Origin of the sequence: Bacillus cereus, assembly GCF_002561295.1 — a bacterium.
Lineage (GTDB): Bacteria > Bacillota > Bacilli > Bacillales > Bacillaceae_G > Bacillus_A > Bacillus_A cereus_S.
Map to the genome: position 1 here is coordinate 55,038 of NZ_NTUG01000001.1, position 23,089 is coordinate 78,126.

Consider the following 23,089-nt stretch of genomic DNA (forward strand, 5'->3'; position numbering starts at 1 on the left):
AGAACGCCACTGGATCTTCAGTGGCGTTTCATTATTAAGCCCAAATAAGCTTCATTAAATTTTCATACTCATCATTCGCAGCTTTATATAGTAGTCTCGTATGTTCAAATACAAGAGCAGGGTTAAAGTATGGTTCGGTAAATACAAGGGACGTTGAAATGGTGATGGAGTCATCTTTACTAATTGTAAATTTTGCAAATCGATATGCTGTGTTTAAATCGTTGATCACAGGCAATAATTCACTTTTCTTAGCTGCATCATGAACTTGAGCGACATTGAAGCAATATATATCGACAGTAGGATGCTCGTTATGAAAGGCAGCGATAAGACGAACTTTTGCACCGCTCTCTGTTTCTAAGTTTACTGAGAAAAAGACAGAGCCATCATTTTCATCTATGTTTTCTTCCATATGTATTTCATTGGATTTTAGGTAATCTTTAAAGTCTGAAACGTTATGTTTTACTGCGGCTTTCATATGTTTTTGCCCCCTGTTAATTAGAATATAAATCTACCCTTTATTATAATTTAAAGATATGGAAATTGATAGTTTAAAAAGTTAGAATTTTTAATAATCTATTATAGATAGAAGGCTAGAATAAGGTGAAACGTTAATCAACCTTCACGAATCGGGCTCTAAAATAGCAGGATAAATAAGAAAAACGCGGCTCTATAGAGCCGCGTTTTTCTATTCATTTTCATTTGATGTAGTTTCTGTATCTTCATCACTATTGTTATTTTTTTTGTTAGAAGAATTTTGCTGATTATCAGTATCCTGTTTTGTATCTTTTGTTTCTTCATTCGATGTAGTCTCTGTGTCTGCATCGCTATTTGTATCTTTTGTTTTTTTGTTGCTGTCACTATCATCAGAATCAACTTTTTTATACGCAGGTAATCCGAGATGAGTACGCAGTTGGTTTGTTAAATCTTCTAAGTCTTTTTCTACTGGTACATAATAATATGTGCCACCATCACTTGCACGGCCACATTCTTTATCGCCAGGTGACATGTAGCAATCTTCACCGTTGAGTTGTAATTTTTCAATTGAAGAATCTGCCCCGTATTTATAGAATGATAACATATCGTCAAATGTTAAGTTTGTAACGAATTGCCCATTAATGTCATCAATAATATTGCCTACTTTTGTTACAGAATCAAGGCTTGTTACTTTTTTCAGAATAGCTTCAATAACAAGCTGTTGACGTTGACCACGCATAGCGTCACTGTCAATATGGCGTGTTCTAGCAAGAGCAAGAGCTTCTTCACCGTTTAATTTTTGAACGCCTTTTTTCAAGTGAATTGCATCAGCATTATCGTGGCTATCTTGTTCGGTAAATTCAACAGGAACATCTACTTCAATGCCACCTAAATCATCCACAATTGTTATAAATGAATTAAAGTTGAATTTTACGAAGTAATCAACGGGTACATTCAGTAATTTTTCTACTGCATCAATACTTGCTTGAGGTCCACCACTTTTTCCATTTTTAGCAGAACCATATGCATGTGCATGAGTAATCTTATCTTTTTTCTTTTCTATTGGGATATAAGTATATGTGTCACGTGGGATACTTAAAAGTTTTACAGTTTTACTATCTTTATTAAAAGTTGCAAGTAACATTGCATCTGTTCTTACCGCTGGACCGTATTTTTTACCACGTACATCACTTTCATCAACACCCATTATTAATACAGATACATTATTAGAAATAGGCTTAACGGCTTTATCACGTAAATCTGATTTATCACCACGTGCTAAATCATGAATAGCATTTCGAACAGCAGAGGATGCTTTATCTACTAAAAACCAAGTATAGCCGCCTCCTATTACTAAAAATAATAAAAGGGCACTTATAATGATTTTTGTTTTTTTCTTTAGTTTTTTCTTCCCATTTCGTGTATTTTCTTGTAAAGATCGGTTTTGATCCATTTCTTATACTCCTTCATTTGGATTGAAATACGACACTCATATCACCTAATTATAATGAAATTTAGTGAAAAAAAACATTACAAATCATTTACATTTCGCAAAAATTCAATTTATTTTGCCAAAAATCAGATTTTTAGATCTTTGGCAAATTGGATTTTAGAGGATTGAGCAATAGAACAAGTATAATCTGTTGTATTGAAAATAGAAATATATACTATGAGAAAATAATAAAGAAGTAAGATTTGTTGAAATATGTTCATGAGGAAGATTATATGACTTTCTATAAGTCTAATATAATGAAGTAGAAAGACTTTTTGTTAGGAGTAAAGGAGATAGACATAATGAATCATACATCATTTCGAGCAATTCTTATAAATGAAAAGGAAGAAAATCAATTTGAAAGAACTTTTGTTGAGAGAGAGATAACAGATTTGCCTGAAGGAGAAGTATTAATACGTGTTCATTATTCCTCACTAAATTATAAGGATGCTCTTTCAGCTACTGGAAATAAGGGAGTTACAAGGAAGTATCCACATACACCAGGAATTGATGCGGCAGGAGAGGTTATTATGAGTAGTAATTATTCTTTCCAGCAAGGTGATCAAGTAATTGTAACGGGGTACGATTTAGGAATGAATACCTCTGGTGGATTTGGTCAATATATCCGCGTCCCTGCATCATGGGTTATTCCGTTACCAGAAGGACTTTCTTTGAAAGAGAGTATGATGTATGGAACAGCAGGTTTTACAGCAGCTTTGTCTGTACATAAGTTAATGTTATCAGGAGTTACACCTGACATGGGGAACATTCTTGTGACAGGAGCAACAGGTGGAGTTGGAAGTGTTGCAGTTAGTATTTTAGCAAAATTAGGATATGAGGTTGTAGCTGCAACTGGAAAAATGGAAGAGAAAGAAATGCTGCTTCATTTAGGAGCGAAAGAGATTATTCACCGCGATGAAATGAATGATCAATCGGGAAAACCGATGTTAAAAGGAATATATGCGGGTGTAATTGACACAGTTGGTGGAAATACATTAGCGACGGCTTTAAAGATTGTGCAATACGGAGGCAGTGTAACGACGTGTGGTAACGTTGCGGGACATGAATTTAAAGCTTCTGTATATCCATTTATTTTGCGTGGTATCAATTTGTTAGGAATAGATTCTGTACAATGCCCAATGACAGTAAGGAAGCAGATTTGGTCAATGTTAGGGGATGAGTGGAAAAATCTAAACTTATTATCCTATACGACAGAATGCACATTGGAAGAATTAAATGATAAATTTGAACGTATATTGCAAGGAGAATTAAAAGGAAGAACGATCGTGACGTTATTATAATATTTAAATGTGAGGCATGATAGAGAAATAGTTTATTTCTTTATCATGTCTTTTTTTGTCGAAAGTATATATATTATGAAAGTCGTTTATTAAAATATATATTGTTGTCTGAAGCTATTTGGATGGTATTGGAAATAAGAGGAGATAAGTTTTTTGGGGGGAAGAATCAATATGTATGTGAAAAAAGTTTTATTTTTAATTGGGCTGGCATTATTACTTATGGGATGTAGTAATAATGCATTTGATCAAGCGGTAGAAAAGGGGAAAGGATATATAGAAAGCAGGGAATATGATAAAGCGATTGCGACATTTGAACTTGCTTTGCAGGAAAAAGATGATGAAAATATTAAAACATTATTGAAGCAGACGAAAAACATGTCAAAAGCAATACAAACAAAAGAAGAGCAAAAGTATGATGAAACACTAGTTTTATTACAAAATGTAAAAGATGAAAAAAATGGCATGGAATCTGTTAAAAAAGAAGCTACAAAGTTAGAAGAGGAAATAAAAGGTGAGCAGAAGGTTATTAAAGAAGTGAATGAAGCATTGAAAAGAGGGGAGGAATTGATAGAGAAAAGTGAGTATGGTGATGCTGCACATGCGTTAGAAGAAGTAATCACTCTTTCGGAGAATAAACCAATTGTAAATAGTCAGCGTGAACAAGCGAACAAATTACTGATACCGGTGAAAGAAAAACTGGCTACATTCCAGGCAGCTGAAGACGAGAGAAAACGGCAGAAAGAACTTCAATTGAAAAACATGTATGTGAATGAAGAATATCGTTTTTCTATAAAATTTCCTACTAGCTGGGTATCAAAACATAGAGTAAAGGAAACGAATTTAGGCGGATTTAAAAAGGTATTTGCTGTTCAATATCAGCTAAGTGATAAAAAATATTACGATGTATTTTATGTAGGGATTGTTCTTGATGGGCAGGGGAATATAGAATCATTAGAACCTGAATGGACATTTATCGGAAATTCGCGTGAAAAAAATCATTATTACCGAATGATAGGAGAAATGCTACCAGAGTTAGAAGATAAGCCAAAGTTGAAAGATGAATTTACAAATGTAGTTCGCCAGCATATCACAAGCTTTTCGAATTGGATTGAAGTATATCCTCATCCAACGCAAGGTACAGAAGATCCAATGAAAAATGTACTACAAGATTAGGTACTATACATTCATTTTGATTTGTAAGTATATAAGTCGCTGCTATTATGCACTTGTTTTTTCTTTTTGTTTCACTTGGCAAAGGCTCTCTATCATCTGAAATTTGTAAGAATAGAAGAAGACGATCTTATCATTAAGATCGTCTTCTTCTATTTATAGTGTTTGTTTTAAAGCGAATTTTCCTTGTTCTCCTAAAACGCCATCTGCAATATTTACAGCATGATCACCGATACGCTCTAAGTTACTTACCATATCAACATAAATGATACTTGCATCACCTGAGCAACTACGTTCATTTAGGCGTAGTACGTGGCGTTTACGTAACACACGCTCCATTTGATCAATTTTACGTTCTTTTGTAATAACTGTTTGTGCAAGTGCTGTATCAAAGTTTGTTAAAGCATGAATTGCATCTTGCAATGTTGAAGTTGTTAGTTCAAGCATTTCGTTTAGTTCTGCCATTGCCTCATCTGATAGTGTGACGCGATTAGAAATTTGAGAGTCAACAAGCTCCACAACATTTTCTACATGGTCTCCAACTCGTTCAATATCACCGACAACAGATGCCAAGACAGAATGCTTTTCTGAATCCATTGGTGAAAGTGGTTTTTCAGAAAGTAATACTAAATAATCGGTAATTTTTCTATCTAAGTTGTTAATAGCACCTTCTAATTGAGCTGCCATATCAGCATGTTTCTTCTCTTTTGTATTTAAAAATAGAGTTGCTTCTTTTAGTCCGTGTAATGAGAACTCTGCCATACGAATAATTTCTTTTTGTGCCTCTGTTAAGGCGATGGCAGGAGATTGTTCAATAAAGATTGGATTTAAGTGCTGTGGTTTAAAGTCAATCGCAGCATCTTCTCCGCGAATAATCTTTGTTACAATCCATGCTAACACTGCGATGAATGGGAACTGAATAATCGCATTCGTTACGTTGAATGTCCCGTGAGCGAAAGCAATTGTCATTTCTGGATTTAAGTTTAATGATGTTTGGAAATATTGAATTAAATTTGTAAATGGTACTAATAAAATTGTAAAGATGATCGTACCAACGATGTTAAAGATAACGTGTACTAATGCTGCTCGTCTTGCTGCAATAGAAGTACCAATCGCTGCTAATACAGCTGTAATTGTTGTTCCAATATTATCACCAAATAGTACAGGTAGAGCTGCTTTTAAATCGATTGCACCTTGACCAAATAATTCTTGTAAGATTCCAATTGTTGCACTTGAGCTTTGTACAATTAATGTAAAGACCGTACCTACGATAACTCCTAAAGCTGGGCTGTTACTCATACTAATAGTTAATTCTTGGAATGATTCTAAAGAGCGAAGAGGTTTCATACCTGTGCTCATTAATTCTAAACCGAAGAATAACATACCGAATCCGAACACGACTTGTCCGAGAGATTGAACTTTTTTATTTTTAAAGAAGAATAGTAAGATTGCCCCAACTGCCATAATTGGAAGAGCATATTCTCCGATTTTAATTCCGATAATAAATGCTGTAACGGTCGTACCGATATTCGCACCCATAATAACACCAATTGCTTGTCTTAGTGTCATAAATCCAGCACTTACAAGTCCAACTGTTAAAGCAGTTGTTCCTGAACTAGATTGAATGAGTACAGTAACTAACATACCTGCTAGTACGCCCATAAGTGGGTTAGTTGTAAAGCGATCGAGAATGTCGCGGAGGCGATCACCAGCTGCTTGTTGCAGTCCGTCTCCCATGTATTTAATCCCGAATAAGAAAATACCTAATCCACCAATAAACTGGAAGATCATGTCTTGAACATTTAATTCCACACATTTCACTCCTTAAATTTCATGTACGGTGTAATTATTAACTAAAAGTTGATTAACTGTAAACGGTTTACTTATAAAATTTACACTAAATTTACAAAAGGATAAAAAGTTTACATTTATTTAAAAAACAACCTGGATTTAATTGGTTTTGAGGGAATATATAGGATTATTTTGTAAAGAAACAACATACGATTGCGAAGCTTATTGTATATTCTGGAGTTGATGCTAGAAAAATATGCGAATCGAAGTTAACTTTCATCGGTGTAATCGTTTGTTCATATACGATGCGTGATGTCTTGAAAATCTATCATTTGATTATTTATATATCCTTATGAAGTTGTTATAATATAAGTTGGTTCTGAAAAGAGAAATCTGACTTAAAGATTTTATAATAAGGTTAAACACTAAAGATAGGTGGGGGAGAAAATAATGAAACATATATCTACTGTTTTCATGATATTACTTATATTATGTGGAACGATTTTATCAGGATGCGATTCGGAAAAAAAACAGGATGATACGAAAGTTGCCAATGAAAAGAAGGTGACAAAGGAAGATCAATTTGAAGAAGTTCCAGTACAGGCATCTATTACTGCTCAAGATCCAATGGAAATTGATTTAAAACATAAAATTGATCCAGGTACAGTAACAGCTGAATCCGTCTATGTAATGGATGAAGAAAATGCTAAGGTGGATACAAAATTAAAAATTGATGGTACAAAACTTATTATTGAATCCAAGGATAAAGAGAAGCAAAAAGGTACATATACAGTATTTGTAACAAGTAAAGTGAAAAAAGCAGATGGGTCAGAAATTGGAAAGCCGTTGAAAGTAGTTTTTAACGTGAAAGAAAGCCAAAAACAAAGTACAACGGAGCAACCGGAAAAGAAAAATGAATCGAAACCTGAACCGCAGGAAGATGTCCAAAAAGAAGTAGTGCAAGTAAAAGACTTTACATCGTATGATGGTACTTGGACAGATTCAGATGATTATTGTGGAAATGGAATTTTTGCTATACTGCAGTTTACTGATAAAAATGTAGCGAAAGTTCAATTAGGTGCACAAATGCATGGACAAAAAGCGAGAGATTGTGGAAATGCCAAGCCGGATGGAGCACAAGAGGCGCCTCTTGTTACGTTTGATAACAATGGAGTTGGAACATTTTCATTTACAAACATAAGAAGTAACGTGCTGCAAAAAGCGACAATCCAATTAGCTGGAGATAAAGTGTTGTTAACGACAAAAGTAGTTGCTGTTGGAGAGTATGGATCTGAAACTTATTTTGGGGATAATGTGACAACAAAATTAAAGTATCATCGAAATAGATAAAAAGCTGCTGGTTTATCCAGCAGCTTTTTCATGTTTTTTATCCAGCTGTTTTTGCTTTCGTACATTTATAATGTAAATGAAGAGGAAGGCAATAAGTAATACAGAGGAATAACGATACACTGTTGCATAATCTGTAAAGTGTGCGATGAATCCGAATATAATCGCACCTGCTCCAATGCCAAGGTCAAATGCCGAAAAGAATGTTGCGGTAGCAACGCCGCGGCGATGGGAATCGACACGGTCAATCATCCATGCTTGTAAGGCTGGCTGAATAGCACCGAATCCACTTCCGTAGCAGCTTGCGGCAATAATTAAACTCGGGATTGTCGTTGTATACGATAATAGGATAATTCCTGTAAATGTTAAGATCACACCAGGAATAATAACAAATGTATGTCCTTTTACATCATATAGTCTACCTGAGAAAGGTCGTGTTACTGCGATAGCAAGAGCATTAAATAAGAAGAAAAGGCTAATATCAGCGATACCGACTTGCGCGGCAAATAACGTAATGAAACTACCAATACCTCCGTACATTAATGTAATACATAGTATTAATAATGAAGGAAGTAAAGCTTTCTTTTCGATAAATCCATCTAAAAACGTTTCATGTGCTTGGCGGACCGGTTTTTCATTCGCTTGGATTTGAAGAAGTTTTGTAAGGATTAAAGAAACGACTGTACAAGATAACGCACATAAAAAAAGAATAGTAAAGTTATACGTTTGCATGAGCCATAGTCCGATAAGAGGCCCAAGTGCCATAGCAATCGTTCCAGAGAGGCCGAAATACCCCATTCCTTCACCGCGCCGCGATGCCGGAATTAAGTAGGATACTACAGTCCCATATGTTGTTGTTGTAATCCCAAAACCAGCTCCGTGTAAAATACGAACAGCGAGAAGAAGAAAGATAGTAGAGGCAAACAAGTAGCTCCCCATAGCAAGTAGGCAAATGGCAGTTCCAGTCATTAAAATGAGTTTTTTACTAAATTTTTGTAGTGCATTTCCAGTGAATGGTCGAACAATTAAAGCTGCTACAGTAAACATTCCAACGACAAATCCGATGTTTGAACTTGTGCCTCCAATTTCTTTCACATAAACAGGAAGCGTTGGAATTAACATTTGAAACCCTAAAAACATACATAAGTTTGCGAAAATGAGCGCAATAAATTCTTTTGTCCATAATGGTTCTCGTTTTACGAGTGCTGCTTCTCCCATATATTCATCCCCTAAATATTTTTTCTCTGTTCTTTCGAGTATATGTAGTGGTCAATGTAACAGTCAAGAAAGGTGAACTAAAATGATATAACAATTTTTTATGCGAAAAAATTTACAAATTTGTGTAATTACTACACAAATTGCCGAAAAAATAGTAAAGTATAGATGTATAGTCTGCTAGTTGTTATGATTGATAGAGACTTTTTTTCTCTAAAAAGAAAGCGGATTCAAATGAGTGGTAAAGCAGAAGGCACTTTATACAATTTTACTACGTATATTTGAAAAGGTTTACAAAACGAAGAAGAAAGAGGCGCATACGCATGAGACGATTAGGCATTTCTATTTATCCAGAACATTCTACAGTAGAGAAAGATAAAGAATATTTAACATTAGCGCATCAATACGGTTTTACACGTGTATTCACATGTTTATTATCAGTCGATGGAGAAAAAGAGAAGATTGTTGAAGAGTTTAAGGAAACGATTGCACATGCGAATGAATTAGGTTTCCAAGTACTTGTTGATATTAGTCCAGCCGTTTTTGAACAGCTTGGTATTTCTTATAATGACCTTTCATTTTTCCACGAATTAGGTGCATACGGCATTCGACTAGACGTTGGATTTTCAGGATTAGAAGAGTCAATTATGACATATAACCCGTACGGATTGAAAATTGAGATTAATATGAGTAACGGTACGAAATATGTTGATAATATTATGAGTCATCGTCCGAACCGCGAAAATTTAATTGGTTGTCATAACTTCTATCCACATCGCTATTCAGGTCTTTCTTATGAGCACTTTATAAAATGTTCAAAACAATTTAAGGATTATGGAATGAGAACAGCAGCTTTTATTTCGTCATTTGATGCAACGTATGGTCCATGGCCAGTAACAGAAGGTTTATGTACGTTAGAACAACATCGTGAATTACCGATGACAACGCAGGCAAAACATTTATTTACGACAGAACTAATTGATGATGTAATTATTGCGAATGCATATGCATCAGAAGCAGAGTTAAAAGCAGTTGGAGAGATAAACAAAGAAAAACAAACATTTGATGTGGAAATTTATGATACAACAACAGAGTTAGAACGAAAAATTGTCCTAGAAGAACCTCATTTTTATCGCGGGGATGTATCGGAATATATGATTCGTTCTACACAAAGTCGTGTGAAATATAAAAAAGAAGACTTTAAACCGCATAACACAAGAGAAATTAAACGTGGTGACATTCTTATTGATAACGAACAATATGGTCAATATAAAGGAGAATTGCAAATCGCTTTAAAAGATATGGTTAACACAGGGAAAACGAACGTAGTTGGCCGGGTTGTAGAAGAAGAAATCTTCTTATTAGATTATTTACAAGCTTGGGATAAGTTTGGATTTGTGTGTAAGAAATAATATGTTTATAGGTATGAGGCCATCATGTATACATGATGGCCTTTTCTATTATTCATATCGTAAACATTCAATCGGATCAAGTTTCGCAGCTTTGTTAGCTGGTAGTAATCCGAACAGAATACCGATTAGCATCGATAATGCGACTGAGATTAAACCTAATTTTATAGAAACAACGAGCGGCCACCCTGCAAAGATCGCAACAATCCAAGCGAAGAAAATACCGAGCAAGAAGCCGATGAATCCGCCTAGTGCTGTTAGAATACAAGATTCAATTAGGAACTGCATTAATACTTTCCCACGCGTTGCACCGAGTGCTTTACGAATACCAATTTCACGCGTACGTTCGGTTACAGATACTAACATGATATTCATAACACCAATACCACCAACGAGTAGGGAAATAGCAGCGATGCCACCAAATACGCTTTTTAGAATACCTGTGAAGCTATCGATTTCTTTTAACATTTCTTTTGGATCTGGTACTTCAAACTTCCCTGCATCCTCTGGTTTTTTCGCATCATTTAACGATTTTACAACGGCATCTTGCACAGTTTTCTTATCTTGCCCTGGAGCAAGTTTGACTGTAATACCATCATAGTTGTTTTTGCCGAATAATACAGGCCAGTTTTCTGCCGAGATAGCACCTTCTTTAAATTCCATGCCACCCATCATTGCTGTTGATTTGTTAGAATATACACCAATTACTTTATAGGGAGTACCTTTTATATCAACATACAAGTTTGATTCCCATGAAGAGAATAATTTATCAAATGCATCTTTGTGTAATACGATTGTGTGCTGAGGTTTATCTAAATCAGCTGCCGTAAACAATCTGCCGTGTTCAAGTACGAACCGAGAAGTATCTTCAAAGTAATCACCTTTTGCGCCAGTGATATCAAGGTCTAATTCTTTTTTTCCTGCATATACTTTTTCTTTCCCTCTTACATCTGGATATACTTCTTGTACGCCAGGGATTTTAGAGATATTTTCATACATGCTGGCGGAGATTTTTCCGTCCATATCAGAATAATCTTCAGTTGTGTAGTTTACGGAAAACTGATCTTTCTTTTCTTTCCCAATTTGTTCACGGAATTTAGCGTTCGTACCATCACCAATTGAGATGATGGTAATAATCGCACTAACGCCAATAATAATTCCTAGCATCGTTAATATAGAGCGCATTTTATGAGCAAAGATAGAGGAAAGGGCCATGCGTATATTTTCACTTGTGTTCAAAATTAACCTCTCCAATCTTGGACGATATTTCCGTCACGAATTACAATTTGGCGTGCTGCCGCTTCCCCAATTTCTCGATCATGAGTAATCATAATGATTGTTGAGCCTTGTTTGTTTAATTCGTAAAAGAGATCCATAATTTGTTTACTTGTCTTTGTATCAAGTGCACCAGTAGGCTCATCGGCCAAAATAAATTTCGGATTGTTTACAATCGCACGGGCAACAGCAACACGCTGTTTTTGACCGCCAGATAATTCATTTGGTAAGTGGGTTGAGCGGTCTGCTAAACCTACTTTTTCCAGTGCAGCTAATGCGCGTTCACGGCGCTCTTTTTTATCTACACCAGCATAAATAAGAGGTAATTCTACATTTTGCATCGCATTTAGGCGAGGGAGTAACATAAAGTTTTGGAATACAAAACCGATTTCTTTATTTCGAATATGAGCTAGTTCTGTTTCAGACATATTTGAAATGTTTTGTCCGGCTAATGAATACGTACCACCTGTCGGTTTATCTAAGCAACCGATAATATTCATTAATGTTGACTTACCAGAACCAGATGGTCCCATGATAGAAGTGAATTCGCCCTGATTTAGAGTTACATCAATACCGTGTAAGATTTGAACTGTTTCTTCACCGTTTTGAAAGGATTTCGTGATGCCTTTTAAATCAATCATTGGGCACTAACCTCCATGCCATCTTTTAAGTCTTTTTCTGGTTTAGAGATGATTTGGTCCCCTTTTTTGACACCAGAAACTTTTGCTTCGCTATCTGTTTCAAATTCAACAGTAACCGCTTGTTCTTTTGCTTTTCCGTCTTGGATGACGAATACAACATTTTTATCGCCTTTCTTCACGATACTGCTTTTTGGAACGACTATACCAGTTGCTGCGCCAGATTTACTTGTTACGTATACGTGGAATCCAGTTTGCAATTCTTCATTATTATCTAATGTAACGATAAATTGATAGTTAGAAACGGTCTTGTTTTCATCCATGCTTTTTACTGGTGTTGTGCCAATTTCTGTGACTTTTCCAGTCCATGTTTTTCCTGGTACAGTTTTTGATGTGACAGTTACTTCTTGCCCAACTTTTACGTTAGCTAGTTCATATTCTGATAGCTGTCCTTTTACTTTTAATGGACCAGCGTGACGTAACGTAATGCCGCTCATACCTGTTTTTTCATCAGCGTTCTTTGCAATCTCTTCAATTACGCCATCAGTAGGGCTTGTTACAGAAAGTGTAGTGAGTTTTTCTTTGCTCGTTTGAATCATTTGATCAGCTTTTTCAACTTCAAACTTTTTCATTTCCAGTTGTGATTCAAGTTGTATGATTTCAGTTTCTGTTGCTCTTAACATCTCTCCAGGTGAACCAGCATTTTTATCTTTTTGCAGCTTTTGTTTTGCTGCATTTAGTTGTTTGTTTAATAATTCAACTTCTTTATTTGCAAGTTTCTTTTGCATTTCTGCTTCTGTTACACCTAACTTCATAGTAGGATCATTGTATTTAAAGAGTAGCTGTCCTTTTTTGACTTCAGCACCTTTTTCTACAGCTAATTCATACGTACCTTTTGATGGGTCAAATGCGATTGTTTCGATTCCATTTGGAATGACTTCGCCACCAAATTTTTGTGCATTTTCAATTTGTTTTTCTGTTACTTTATAGCTGCTGTATGCCATAGCTACGTCAGAACCGCCACCAGCAAAAGCAAAATATGAACCCGCTGCAATCCCAATTGTTATTAAACCAGTAATGATCACTTTATTTTTCTTCTTCATCTATTTATCACCTTTTCGCTCGTTTTTGTATCTACTTTTAGTATAGAAGAGAGGAGAAATGTGACAAATCGTTTTAGCTTACAATAGTCTTACAGTTTTGTAAGGTTTGTTATGTTTAGAAAACGAGGAAGTTAATAAGGTGAAGCAAATTGTTTGACGCGCCTTTTCTTTCTTACAATAATATTGTATGAAGGAAAGGAGTGAGGAATATGGAGGCGTATTTTGGAGCATTTCCATCAGAGGCATTTGTTCCGTATTCAAAACAACATGCCATTATACTTTTTCTTATCGGTGTAGGAGTTTATTTTCTTTACCATTATCAAGACGTACTTCGTGAGCAACAATGGAACGTAGGAGTTCGATATACAATTGCTTTTTTATTCATTGGAAGTGAAATCGGACTTGATGTATGGCAAGTGAAAGCTGGGATTTTTCAGTTAAGTACATCATTACCACTTGAGTTATGTACAATTAGTCTACTATTAGCTACAGTAATGGTTATTACGAAAAGTTACAAAATATATGAGATTGTCTTTTTTACTGGGATTATTGGGGCATCACAGGCGATCTTAACACCGAATTTACAGTATGCTTTCCCACATTTTCGTTTTATAGAATATTTCATTGCACATGTACTATTAATATGGGCGCCGCTCTTTATGACGTGGGTGGAAGGGTATAGACCTACATTTCAATCAATTAAGCGTACTATGATTTTTTTAAATGCCTTGATTCCAATCGTTTCGTTTGTCAATTACAAAACAGGTGGGAACTATATGTTTTTAGCACACAAACCTGAAACAGCTTCATTGCTTGATATGTTAGGCCCGCATCCGTACTATATTATTTCATTAGAAGTTGCTACGTTTATAGGATGTCTAATCTTGTATATGCCATTTGCTAGAAATGAGAAACATATGCATAAAGAATCACTAGAGTCTTAAACTAGTGGTTCTTTTTTTGTGTAGAAAATATTTACAATTCTGAAAATTATTTATAAAATAAAGTGAAACTTTAATTAGTGGGGGGTTTCTTCACCCCTCACTGATTATTAGTTGAACCAATCGGGCTTTTACGGGCAGTTGATCCCTCACCTATCTTCTTTAGCCGCTAGAGCTGGACATTCGTCTCTCTCTGAATATTGAGGTGGGGGTCTTACTGCCCGTTAATGCGGGATAAAACGTAATATAGATAGAATGGAATTTTATATAGAGAGAAGGGGGAAAATGGCAAGAAAGGTCATTTCAAATGGGATAGAGGTTACAGTGCAATTTATCCTTTCCATTATAGGGATTATTTGTTTAGGTGCTCTTCCAAAGTTATTCGAAGACTTACATATTAATTTTTCGCAGTATGTACAGGCTTTAAAGATGTTAGTTATGAAGCTGATAGATATTCCAAACTTAACGTATGGGATGAATCGGCCGTTATTTCCGCAACTATTTATTCATTACAAAGAAACGATGATTATTTTTTTATCTTCATTTTTTATTTCATTATGTATAGCTTTCTGCATTGTGTATATGATGATGAGAAGTCGTTCGCACATACAGCGGCGCATGAAAACATTCCTGCTTTTTCTTGAGTCCATTCCAGACATTTTACTTATTATTGGATCACAAATTCTTGTCGTATGGTTTTTTCAAAAGACAGGCTTTTTACCTGTTAAAATTGCTGCGCTAAGTGGAGAGTCTATTCGGGGCTTACCTATTATTTGTTTAAGTATTCCCACTACAATTATGTTTGTAAAGTTATTACTCCTTCGTTTTGAAACAGAATTAGAAAAAGATTATGTGTTATTTGCACGGGCGAAAGGGTTTGATCGCTTTTATATTTTAAATCGTCATGTATTGCGGAATGTGTTGCTTAGTACATTATTTTTTGCGAAAGCAAATATTTGGTTTATGTTATCAAATTTGTATATTATAGAATGGCTTTTTAACACACATGGTATTTTTGTGTTCATTAAAAATTATCAACCGGTTGAAGTTTTTACAGTGAGTATCTTACTTATTTATATCCCGATCTTTATTCTATTTAAGTCGTTTCATTATTTCGTTCCAGATGCGATGAAAGAGAGGGCGTAAGAGATGTGGAAATATATAAAGCGCGATAAAAAGTTTTGGTTTAGTATTTTATTTCTTGTTGTGTTAGTTGGACTTAGCATTGGGAATACGTTATGGAATGGAGGACATATTCGCCAAGTTTCAATACAATATGATGCGCAAGGAAATGTAGAAGCTCCACCATTTGCACCTTCATGGCAATTTTTACTTGGTACAGATCGAAAAGGTTATGATTTGTTAAATCTAGTTATTGAAGGAGCAAAGTGGACCATTGGTATATCCGTTTTTATTGCGATGCTGCGGATGGCTTTAGGTGTCTTTTTTGGTGTTATATTAGGAACCTATGTAAAAAGAGGATTCTCAAAAATTGAAGCGTTTTTTGATAGCTTTACAGTCATTCCAACAGTTATGATTGTGTATTTTTTTCTTCAGTTTGCAACCAGTTTTGTGAATGGAGAAGAGACGACTAGTTTTTTTGAGAGGGCATCCTTTCAAGTCATATTGCTTGTTGTCCTAGCGGTTCCAACAATTTCTCTTTATGTTGCAAATGAAGTGAGGAAATTACGAAAGGAAGAGTTTATAGATGCTGCTCGTATATTAGGCGGAAGTAGACGGCGTATTATTGTGAAACATTTGTTTCCGCACTTATATATGACATTTGTACTTGTATTCATGCAGCAGTTTATTCAAACGCTTATTATCTTCCTTCACTTAGGATTGCTTCAAGTGTTTTTTGGAGGGTCAGTGAGCTTTGGGGGGGGGACTGAGATAGATTCTTACACACATGAATGGTCTGGTTTAATTGGCGTATATTTTCGTTCTCTAACAGTACATCCGTGGATTCCGCTCGTACCAATTACTTTTTTCGCACTCACTATTTTCTCAGGAAACATGATTGTAAGAAGTATAGAGGATGCGATAGCAAAAGTGAGATTAGGAGAAATGAAGAAAGACAAAGAAGTAGAAGAAGTGAAGTCTATTTCACTTCCTAAAGAAGAGTTATTTACATTTAAACATACGATGTAAAAAACATAGGAAACGATTCTCTTTCCTATGTTTTTTCTTTTGGTTACTATATGTTAATCGTTCGTGCTTATACTAACATTGTACGAGGTGATAAAAATAAAAAGAAGCAAGCATTTCTGAATGCTTGCTTCTTTCATTATTTCGTAGAAACTTCACCTTCTGTTTCTGTTTGCGGGATGAAATATCCGACAATACCGCCAATGATCGCTGGGATAATCCAACCAATTCCTAAGCTATAAAAAGGAATTGCACTTGCGATAGATGTGATAGCATGTGGCATCATTCCCACATTATCAAGTGCATGAATACAGCTAGTAATGAACGCAGCAATCATTGCACCGATGTATACAGATGGTTTGCGCTTCGTATATTTATCAATAAATGATACAAAAATTAAAATGATTGTAATTGGATACAAAATAATTAACACAGGTAACGTAATTTTGATTAATAAGCTTAATCCTAGATTTGAAATGATAAAGCTGAAAATACAAACATATAACACAAGCTTTTTATACGAAACATTTGTTAGTACATTTGTGAAGTAGTTGGCAAATGCACTAACTACGCCAATAGCTGTCGTTAAGCAAGCAAATATAATTGCAATGCTGAGCATGATGTTACCGCTTGTCCCAAATAATTGATACATAACAGTTGCTAAAAGCTGACCGCCATTTTCGAATTGACCTAAATTTCCATTTGATGCCCCGATATAGCCAAGTAAGAAATAAACGATTGTTAAAAAGAAAGCAGCAATACTTCCGCAAATAATCGTATATTTTGCGATCGATTTTTTTTCGGTAACGCCATTTTGACGAATCGCATTTACGACAATTGTCGATAAAACGAGAGCGCCAATCGCATCTAATGTTAAGAAACCTTCTAAAAATCCTTTGAAAAATGGAATTTCTTTATAATCACCGACAGGGGCTACAAAGGAACCAGTTGGTGACAGAATTGCTTTTGTTGCCATAACGGCAATAATTCCAAGTAAGATTGGTGTTAATATCTTTCCGATGTGATCAACTAATTTGGATGGATTTAATGATAAGAAGTAAACAACCGTAAAGAAAATTAAGCTAAATAGTAACATGGAATACCATTGATCTTGAAATAGTGGTGCAATTCCAATCTCGTAAGAAACAGATCCAGTTCGTGGGATAACAAATAGTGGGCCGATGGAAAGGTAGATAATAATGGCTAATACTGCTGCGAATTTTGGATGAACACGGCTCGCTAAATTTTTAAAGCTTCCTCCTGCAAGGGCGACTGCAACGATTGCTAATAATGATAAACCTACATCTGTAATGATAAATCCTGAAATAGAGACCCACATATTTTCTCCTGAAGACAGTCCGAGAAGAGGCGGGAAGATCATATTACCAGCGCCGAAAAACACTGCAAATAGCAATAAGCTAATCGAGAGAATTTGCGATGGCTTTAAAGTTGTACGCATATATAGAAAAGCCTCCTAAATATCATTTTTTGTCGAAAATTCAAACAATTTGTCGAGTAACTGTTATAATTTTAATCGTCTGATGACTAGAAAGCAACAGGAAATTTTAAATAATTTTAAAAATAATTCGTTAAGTCGGATAATTATACGTTCATCTTAAGATCATCACCTCAAAATTTAGAGAAAAACGAAAAGGATGCAGAAAACTCCGCTGATTAAAGTTTCACTTTATATTTTTCGAATCTATGGTGGCATACTATATGCAAAGGTATTTTGGATTAAGAAAGTAAAACTGTTACTGGTAAGGTGAAGGGCTTAGTGCCTAAGGATAGCGGGATAAGATGTGTGGAGTAGAGAAAGGTGACACAGTATGGATTATGTAGAAATCTTTATTGAACTGCTATTTGGATATGCCGCGTTGTTTTTAGTCGTTAAAATTCTTGGGAAAACACAAATGAATCAAATTACACCATTTGATTTTATTTCAGCACTCGTTTTAGGAAATTTTTTAGGGGATGCGATTTATAATAAAGACGCTCATATAGGAAGGATTATCTTTGCGGTTGTTGTGTGGGGAGCATTCATATTAATCACAGAAATTATCACGCAAAAATGGAGAATTGCTCGCTTATTCCTTGAAGGAAAACCATCAATTTTAATTGCGAATGGAAAACTAGATTGGAATGAAATGAAGAAAAATCGTTTAGATGTTGATCAACTGCAGCAGTTGCTTCGTGCAAAGGATATATTTTCCCTGCAAGATGTAGAATTTGCGGTTTTAGAAAATGATGGATCGATAAGTGTGATGAAAAAATATGATGTAGATATACCGACAAGAAAAGATTTGAAAATAAAGGGAAAGGAAAATGTATTACCGATTCTTCTTATTAGTGATGGGGAGTTTATTACATACAATTTAAAAAAGTTTGGGTTGCATGAGGTATGGTTACAAAAAGAGCTAAAGAAGCAGAAAACAGATTTGAAAGAAGTATGTTATGCGGAGTGGAGTAAAGGAGGGAGTCTTTTTATTCAAAAATATGAGTAAGAAATGTGCACATACCGTTTTTGGTATGTGCACGAAATATTTAAAAATATATTTTCTTATCCCGTTCTTCTTTTAAAATTTCTACAGCTTCGCGGAAACGCTGGGAATGAACGATTTCGCGCTCACGTAAAAAGCGAAGGCTATCATTTATGTCAGGATCATCTGACAAATCAATTAACCACTGATACGTTGCTCTTGCTTTTTCTTCTGCCGCAATGTCTTCATACAAATCTGCAATTGGGTCGCCCTTTGCTTGTATGTACGTGGCTGTAAAGGGAACACCACCTGCATTATGATAAAAGAGCGCACTATCGTGATTGGCGTACTGAGCATCGAGTCCTGCTGCTTTCATTTGTTCTGGAGTAGCATCTTTTGTTAATTTATAAATCATTGTAGCAATCATTTCAAGATGGGCAAATTCTTCTGTACCGATATCTGTTAACAAGCCGACTACTTTATCAGGAATGGTGTAACGTTGGTTTAAATAGCGGAGCGCCGCTGCCAATTCACCATCTGCGCCGCCATACTGCTCGACTAGTAGTTTAGCGAGCGCTGGATTACAAGTACTTACTTTAACCGGGTACTGCAATTTTTTTTCATATATCCACATTGTTTTTCTCCTTTATATTTGCCATGGCCAAGGACCTTTGTTCCATTCCCACGGAGCGTTAGAGTAACTATTTCCAAACTGTTGAAGCGGGCCATATTTTTCCTCGATTTTCTGCTTTTGTAACCTTCTTTTATAGGAAAAATCATTAAATTGATTGATAGCTGAGGCGTCATCAGGGTGGGTATCTAAATAAAGCGTGAGTTCGACTAATACAAAATCGAGTTCTTGCAGTTCTTCTATCCACTTATAATATTCATCTGGCAATGTTTGAGCCACGATTGTTGTCACCGTCCTTTTTTGTATGGATTTTCATAGTAATCATAAAAAGCAGGCCATAGAGTGCCTTTTCTTAACGCTTCGCTAGGCGAGAATTGCGGCAAGTTTGGTGGTTGGAATCCCATGAATAAATGAGGAGGGGTTGAATAAAATTTCTTGCCAATCGGCGGGCAAGGATCGTTTGGACCATGGAAAGGTGTGTAAGATCTCATAAATTTGTCCATCACATAAGCCCCCTTTACAAGTGAAACATTCATCACTACGTATTGTATTCAGACATAATTGTCATTTATGACTCATATAGAAAAACTAGTAGGGTCGAGGAGGAAATATATGTGGAGATGATTACAAATCGTATTGTATTAGAAGTAAGGAATTTAAAAGAAACATTATATTTTTATGAAGGGGTTTTAGGAATTAAGCCGAGTAAACACCGACCACAATTACATGTACCTGGTGTTTGGTATGATGTTGAGGAAACGAGAATTTGCTTCGTTTTAAATCGTGATAAAGGGCAAGGTGTTGGCGAGGCACAATCTTCGAATATACATTTTAATTTGCCATTTGGCGATATAGAAAAGGTGCGGAAAAAACTAGCATTTTATTGTGTTTCATTTGAAGAAGTAAAGAGCGGGGGGATTGTTGTACATGATCCTGACGGGTATAAGATTTTAATTGAGCCGAGAGAGTAGTTAAGGGGGAGTTAACCGGATGAATAGCACGTATGAAGAAAATGCTTTGTTTGAACATAAATTTTGGCTTAAGATTCTTGGGGATCATGCTCAGTTTCTTTTGGATGCCTTATCGCCAGATGAAAAAGAAGAGATTCAAAAAGCGGAATATTTTGTACAACTATTCGATAGATTCCTCAATGATATTCATAAGGTGAACTTAGTTGCATTTGCGAAAGATGCGCATGAGGCCACAGAGGAAATTAGAAAACTTAAGTTGCATATTATACAAAAGCAATTAGAAGGGAAAATCAAACTTCATTTTACACCAACTTTCATTAACCATATGGTAAACGAAGTGGAAGAATACATAACGGTATTAGAGTATTTAATCAAAGGGGAAGTACCACCTATTTTCCACGAGTTACATTATCATCTTGCTTGGCTAACGGATGCAGCAGGGCATGCAAGTTCTATTTCAGGTGGGCTAGATCTTGTCGAAAAACGACTGAAAGAAAAGTGTGAGGAATATGAAAAGCACTTTGAACAATTTTACTTGAAAGCTGTGGAAATGACGGGTTACTTACGGACGGAACTGCACTCTTTTCCAGCCTTAAAGAAATTTACAAAAGATGTTTCATTAGAACTAACACTATTCTCACGTTTCCTTCACGAATTAGAGGAATTAGAGTTATCTGATCAAATATTAACCATCATCTCTGCAAGAATGGCAGATCATATGGCAAGGGAAGAATGTTATTATTTATTGAAATTAGCACAATCTTCTGGATTAGAGATGCCGAAATGTAATCCGCTTTAATTCATACCAATAAAAATTCGCAGTGATGTGGATTTTTATTGGTATTTTTGTTTTTTTAGGAAATGCTAGGAAGGAATTATAGAAGGGAGGAGTAGCGAATGCAATTGGCTACGCATGAATTACGTGACTTAAGTGAACTGATTGCTGGAGATTATAACACGATTAATACAATGTCTACATATATACAACAAGCACAGGATCCTGAGCTGAAACAACTGTTGCAGAGACATTTTCCTTTTCATGTACAAGCGTATAACTTGAAGGTGGAATTTGTACAAAAGGAATCTTCCCCTAATATTTCAAAGTTTCAGCCATCCAGATTAAATCCATTGTTACCTTCGTATACAGAGGCACTTTCACAAGAGTACTTGCCAGTTACGCCAAGTGTAGCTACAAAGCCTCCTAATGATCGATCTATTGCACTTGGATATTTATTGAATCAAAAATCTTCTGCATTTAATTGTGCAGGTTCTTTATTAGAAATTGCGAATCCTGAGTTAAGAATGCTTTTAGAAAATACGTTTTTAAATAGTAGTCACCATGCTTATGACATTTGGCAGTATATGGTGAAAAAGGGGTATTATCAGCTATCGCCAGCACCGAGTTCTGAAATGCAAGCGATAGCAAGTATGTATCAGCCTATTAATGAAGGATAACCGAAAAAGATTGACAAGTGCTATCAAATATTTTAAGGTAATTTTATAAAATTGCGTATACAAAGGGGAGTAACTTATCACAATAAAGTCGTCATTACAGGGAGAAACCCTCGGCTTTATTGGCAACATTTTTGTTGTTAGTGAGACCTTTACCAGCAATGGTAAAGGCCCCTTATTGTCTTTTTAGGACCTTTACTATGTTTGGTAAAGGTCCTTTTTGTATGCAGAAAGAGGAGAGGTAGAAAGTGAAAAAGTTTATAAATCGATTTCGATTGATGTTTCATTTTCGTCGGTTTGGCCCATTCTTATATGATTTTTTCACATCAAAAGAAGTTGTAGTGAAGAAGAAAATTCTATCCATTGCTTTATTAATCGGGTATGTCATGTTCCCATTTGATCTTATCCCTGATTTTCTACTGTTTTTTGGAGTATTAGATGATGTTGCTGTTGTACTCTTCATTTTGCAGCGAATTGTGAAAATGGCACCAGTGCATTTACAGGAAAAATATGATTTGAATAGAGGATAGGAGTGCATATATGGAACAATTTATTTTAGATGTCATTGAGTATTTAAAGCAGTTTTCTTACTTTGGTGTGGCTTTAGCATTAACATTTGAGTTTATCCCAGCAGAAGTTGTGTTGCCACTTGTTGGATATTGGGTATATGAAGGGGATATGAACTTTTGGCTTGCGGTACTGGCGGGAACAATTGGGGGAACGACTGGACCATTAACGTTATATGCACTCGGTTATTATGGAGGGCGTCCGTTATTATTGAAGTATGGAAAATACTTTTTTATAAAAGAAGAACAGATTCAAAAAGCAGATTATTTCTTCGGAAAATATGGACCAGCTGTGGCATTCCTTGGACGTTTTATTCCAGGAGTTCGTACGCTTATTTCTGTTCCGTGCGGAATGGCGAAAATGAACGTTTGGAAATTTAGTATATACACATTTATCGCGATGTTTCCACTTACGGCGCTGTATGTATATGTAGGGTTAAAGTTAGGACCGCATTGGCAGAAAGCGGGCGGGATTTTAGATCAGTATATGTTGCCGATACTTGGAATCGCTTGTTTTGCAGTAATTGGTATTCTAATCTATAAATTTATGAAAAAAAGAAAGAATGTAGAATCTGTATAGAGGGTGCATGTATTTCACCTTGTAAGTAAGTTAAAAAGGTTTGCGAAAGTAAAATGAATAGGAAAAAATCCGAACTGATTACAGTGAAACTGTAATCAGTTGTTT

Annotated in this window: 24 protein-coding genes; 13 read left to right on the forward strand and 11 right to left on the reverse strand. The window is 35.5% G+C overall.

Annotated features, from left to right (window positions below):
• Positions 1–34: 34 nt before the first annotated feature.
• Together CN373_RS00335 and CN373_RS00340 are read right to left on the reverse strand one after the other, a co-directional pair.
• Entirely contained in the window at positions 35–475 is a 441-nt protein-coding gene (locus CN373_RS00335) for a T3SS (YopN, CesT) and YbjN peptide-binding chaperone 1 (RefSeq protein ID WP_000642370.1), read from the reverse strand.
• A 210-nt stretch (positions 476–685) separates the two neighbouring features.
• A complete protein-coding gene (locus CN373_RS00340; protein ID WP_000372626.1) occupies positions 686–1,927 on the reverse strand; it encodes an LCP family protein in 1,242 nt (413 codons plus the stop codon).
• A gap of 341 nt (positions 1,928–2,268) precedes the next feature.
• On the opposite strand from CN373_RS00340, the gene CN373_RS00345 reads away from it, so the two are divergent.
• Entirely contained in the window at positions 2,269–3,267 is a 999-nt protein-coding gene (locus CN373_RS00345; protein WP_001016954.1) for a YhdH/YhfP family quinone oxidoreductase, read from the forward strand.
• Between the two features lie 171 nt (positions 3,268–3,438).
• Entirely contained in the window at positions 3,439–4,440 is a 1,002-nt protein-coding gene (locus tag CN373_RS00350; RefSeq protein ID WP_000289376.1) for a hypothetical protein, read from the forward strand.
• Positions 4,441–4,593: 153 nt separating this feature from the next.
• On the opposite strand, the gene CN373_RS00355 is transcribed toward CN373_RS00350, so the two are convergent.
• Positions 4,594–6,249, reverse strand: a complete 1,656-nt coding sequence (locus tag CN373_RS00355) for a Na/Pi cotransporter family protein (protein ID WP_000422611.1) — start codon at positions 6,247–6,249, stop codon at positions 4,594–4,596.
• 429 nt (positions 6,250–6,678) lie between these two features.
• On the opposite strand from CN373_RS00355, the gene CN373_RS25425 reads away from it, so the two are divergent.
• Positions 6,679–7,578: an Ig-like domain-containing protein gene (locus tag CN373_RS25425; RefSeq protein WP_165770716.1), complete on the forward strand. Its 900-nt coding sequence runs from the start codon at positions 6,679–6,681 to the stop codon at positions 7,576–7,578.
• Between the two features lie 12 nt (positions 7,579–7,590).
• On the opposite strand, the gene CN373_RS00365 is transcribed toward CN373_RS25425, so the two are convergent.
• Positions 7,591–8,793: an MFS transporter gene (locus tag CN373_RS00365; RefSeq protein WP_098358592.1), complete on the reverse strand. Its 1,203-nt coding sequence runs from the start codon at positions 8,791–8,793 to the stop codon at positions 7,591–7,593.
• 320 nt (positions 8,794–9,113) lie between these two features.
• On the opposite strand from CN373_RS00365, the gene CN373_RS00370 reads away from it, so the two are divergent.
• Positions 9,114–10,202, forward strand: coding sequence for a DUF871 domain-containing protein (locus CN373_RS00370; RefSeq protein WP_098358593.1), 1,089 nt, complete (start codon positions 9,114–9,116; stop codon positions 10,200–10,202).
• A gap of 48 nt (positions 10,203–10,250) precedes the next feature.
• Here CN373_RS00370 and CN373_RS00375 read toward each other — a convergent pair whose 3' ends face one another.
• From CN373_RS00375 to CN373_RS00385, 3 genes are read right to left on the reverse strand one after another with little or no spacing between them, the layout of a single operon-like run.
• Entirely contained in the window at positions 10,251–11,414 is a 1,164-nt protein-coding gene (locus CN373_RS00375; protein WP_002055842.1) for an ABC transporter permease, read from the reverse strand.
• 26 nt (positions 11,415–11,440) lie between these two features.
• Complete coding sequence (locus CN373_RS00380) at positions 11,441–12,115, reverse strand: ABC transporter ATP-binding protein (RefSeq protein ID WP_000566238.1); 675 nt, start codon at positions 12,113–12,115, stop codon at positions 11,441–11,443.
• Positions 12,112–13,215 carry an efflux RND transporter periplasmic adaptor subunit gene (locus CN373_RS00385; RefSeq protein WP_098358594.1) on the reverse strand — a complete coding sequence of 368 codons (1,104 nt, stop codon included), beginning with the start codon at positions 13,213–13,215 and terminating at the stop codon, positions 12,112–12,114. The genes CN373_RS00380 and CN373_RS00385 overlap by 4 nt, the downstream gene beginning before the upstream one ends.
• A gap of 209 nt (positions 13,216–13,424) precedes the next feature.
• Here CN373_RS00385 and CN373_RS00390 point away from each other — a divergent pair, with 209 nt between their 5' ends.
• The 3 genes from CN373_RS00390 to CN373_RS00400 all read left to right on the forward strand — a co-directional run bounded on the left by CN373_RS00390 (position 13,425) and on the right by CN373_RS00400 (position 16,307).
• Entirely contained in the window at positions 13,425–14,159 is a 735-nt protein-coding gene (locus tag CN373_RS00390) for a TIGR02206 family membrane protein (protein WP_098358595.1), read from the forward strand.
• Between the two features lie 282 nt (positions 14,160–14,441).
• Complete coding sequence (locus CN373_RS00395; RefSeq protein WP_000101923.1) at positions 14,442–15,302, forward strand: ABC transporter permease subunit; 861 nt, start codon at positions 14,442–14,444, stop codon at positions 15,300–15,302.
• A gap of 3 nt (positions 15,303–15,305) precedes the next feature.
• Positions 15,306–16,307 (forward strand): ABC transporter permease, encoded by a 1,002-nt coding sequence (locus CN373_RS00400; protein WP_098358596.1) that lies wholly within the window; start codon positions 15,306–15,308, stop codon positions 16,305–16,307.
• 136 nt (positions 16,308–16,443) lie between these two features.
• Here CN373_RS00400 and brnQ2 read toward each other — a convergent pair whose 3' ends face one another.
• Positions 16,444–17,763: a branched-chain amino acid transport system II carrier protein BrnQ2 gene (gene brnQ2 / locus CN373_RS00405; RefSeq protein WP_001260946.1), complete on the reverse strand. Its 1,320-nt coding sequence runs from the start codon at positions 17,761–17,763 to the stop codon at positions 16,444–16,446.
• 370 nt (positions 17,764–18,133) lie between these two features.
• On the opposite strand from brnQ2, the gene CN373_RS00410 reads away from it, so the two are divergent.
• Positions 18,134–18,808, forward strand: a complete 675-nt coding sequence (locus tag CN373_RS00410) for a DUF421 domain-containing protein (RefSeq protein WP_098358597.1) — start codon at positions 18,134–18,136, stop codon at positions 18,806–18,808.
• A gap of 40 nt (positions 18,809–18,848) precedes the next feature.
• On the opposite strand, the gene cotJC is transcribed toward CN373_RS00410, so the two are convergent.
• Genes cotJC through CN373_RS00425 form a run of 3 tightly spaced genes read right to left on the reverse strand, consistent with a single transcriptional unit; the run spans position 18,849 to position 19,918 of the window.
• A complete protein-coding gene (gene cotJC, locus CN373_RS00415) occupies positions 18,849–19,418 on the reverse strand; it encodes a spore coat protein CotJC (protein ID WP_000265284.1) in 570 nt (189 codons plus the stop codon).
• A gap of 12 nt (positions 19,419–19,430) precedes the next feature.
• Positions 19,431–19,694: a spore coat protein CotJB gene (locus CN373_RS00420; RefSeq protein WP_000079465.1), complete on the reverse strand. Its 264-nt coding sequence runs from the start codon at positions 19,692–19,694 to the stop codon at positions 19,431–19,433.
• 8 nt (positions 19,695–19,702) lie between these two features.
• Entirely contained in the window at positions 19,703–19,918 is a 216-nt protein-coding gene (locus CN373_RS00425) for a spore coat associated protein CotJA (RefSeq protein ID WP_000357175.1), read from the reverse strand.
• Positions 19,919–20,029: 111 nt separating this feature from the next.
• Between CN373_RS00425 and CN373_RS00430 the strand changes: the two genes are divergently transcribed.
• From CN373_RS00430 to CN373_RS00450, 5 genes are all read left to right on the forward strand, one after another.
• Entirely contained in the window at positions 20,030–20,386 is a 357-nt protein-coding gene (locus CN373_RS00430; RefSeq protein ID WP_000425249.1) for a VOC family protein, read from the forward strand.
• A gap of 19 nt (positions 20,387–20,405) precedes the next feature.
• Positions 20,406–21,185, forward strand: a complete 780-nt coding sequence (locus tag CN373_RS00435; protein ID WP_001089488.1) for a DUF2935 domain-containing protein — start codon at positions 20,406–20,408, stop codon at positions 21,183–21,185.
• A 98-nt stretch (positions 21,186–21,283) separates the two neighbouring features.
• Entirely contained in the window at positions 21,284–21,841 is a 558-nt protein-coding gene (locus CN373_RS00440; protein ID WP_098358598.1) for a spore coat protein, read from the forward strand.
• 245 nt (positions 21,842–22,086) lie between these two features.
• Entirely contained in the window at positions 22,087–22,368 is a 282-nt protein-coding gene (locus CN373_RS00445; RefSeq protein WP_000713544.1) for a YkvA family protein, read from the forward strand.
• A 10-nt stretch (positions 22,369–22,378) separates the two neighbouring features.
• The gene (locus CN373_RS00450; protein ID WP_000434548.1) at positions 22,379–22,984 is read left to right on the forward strand and encodes a DedA family protein; all 606 of its coding nucleotides are present in this window, start codon (positions 22,379–22,381) and stop codon (positions 22,982–22,984) included.
• Positions 22,985–23,089 lie beyond the last annotated feature (105 nt).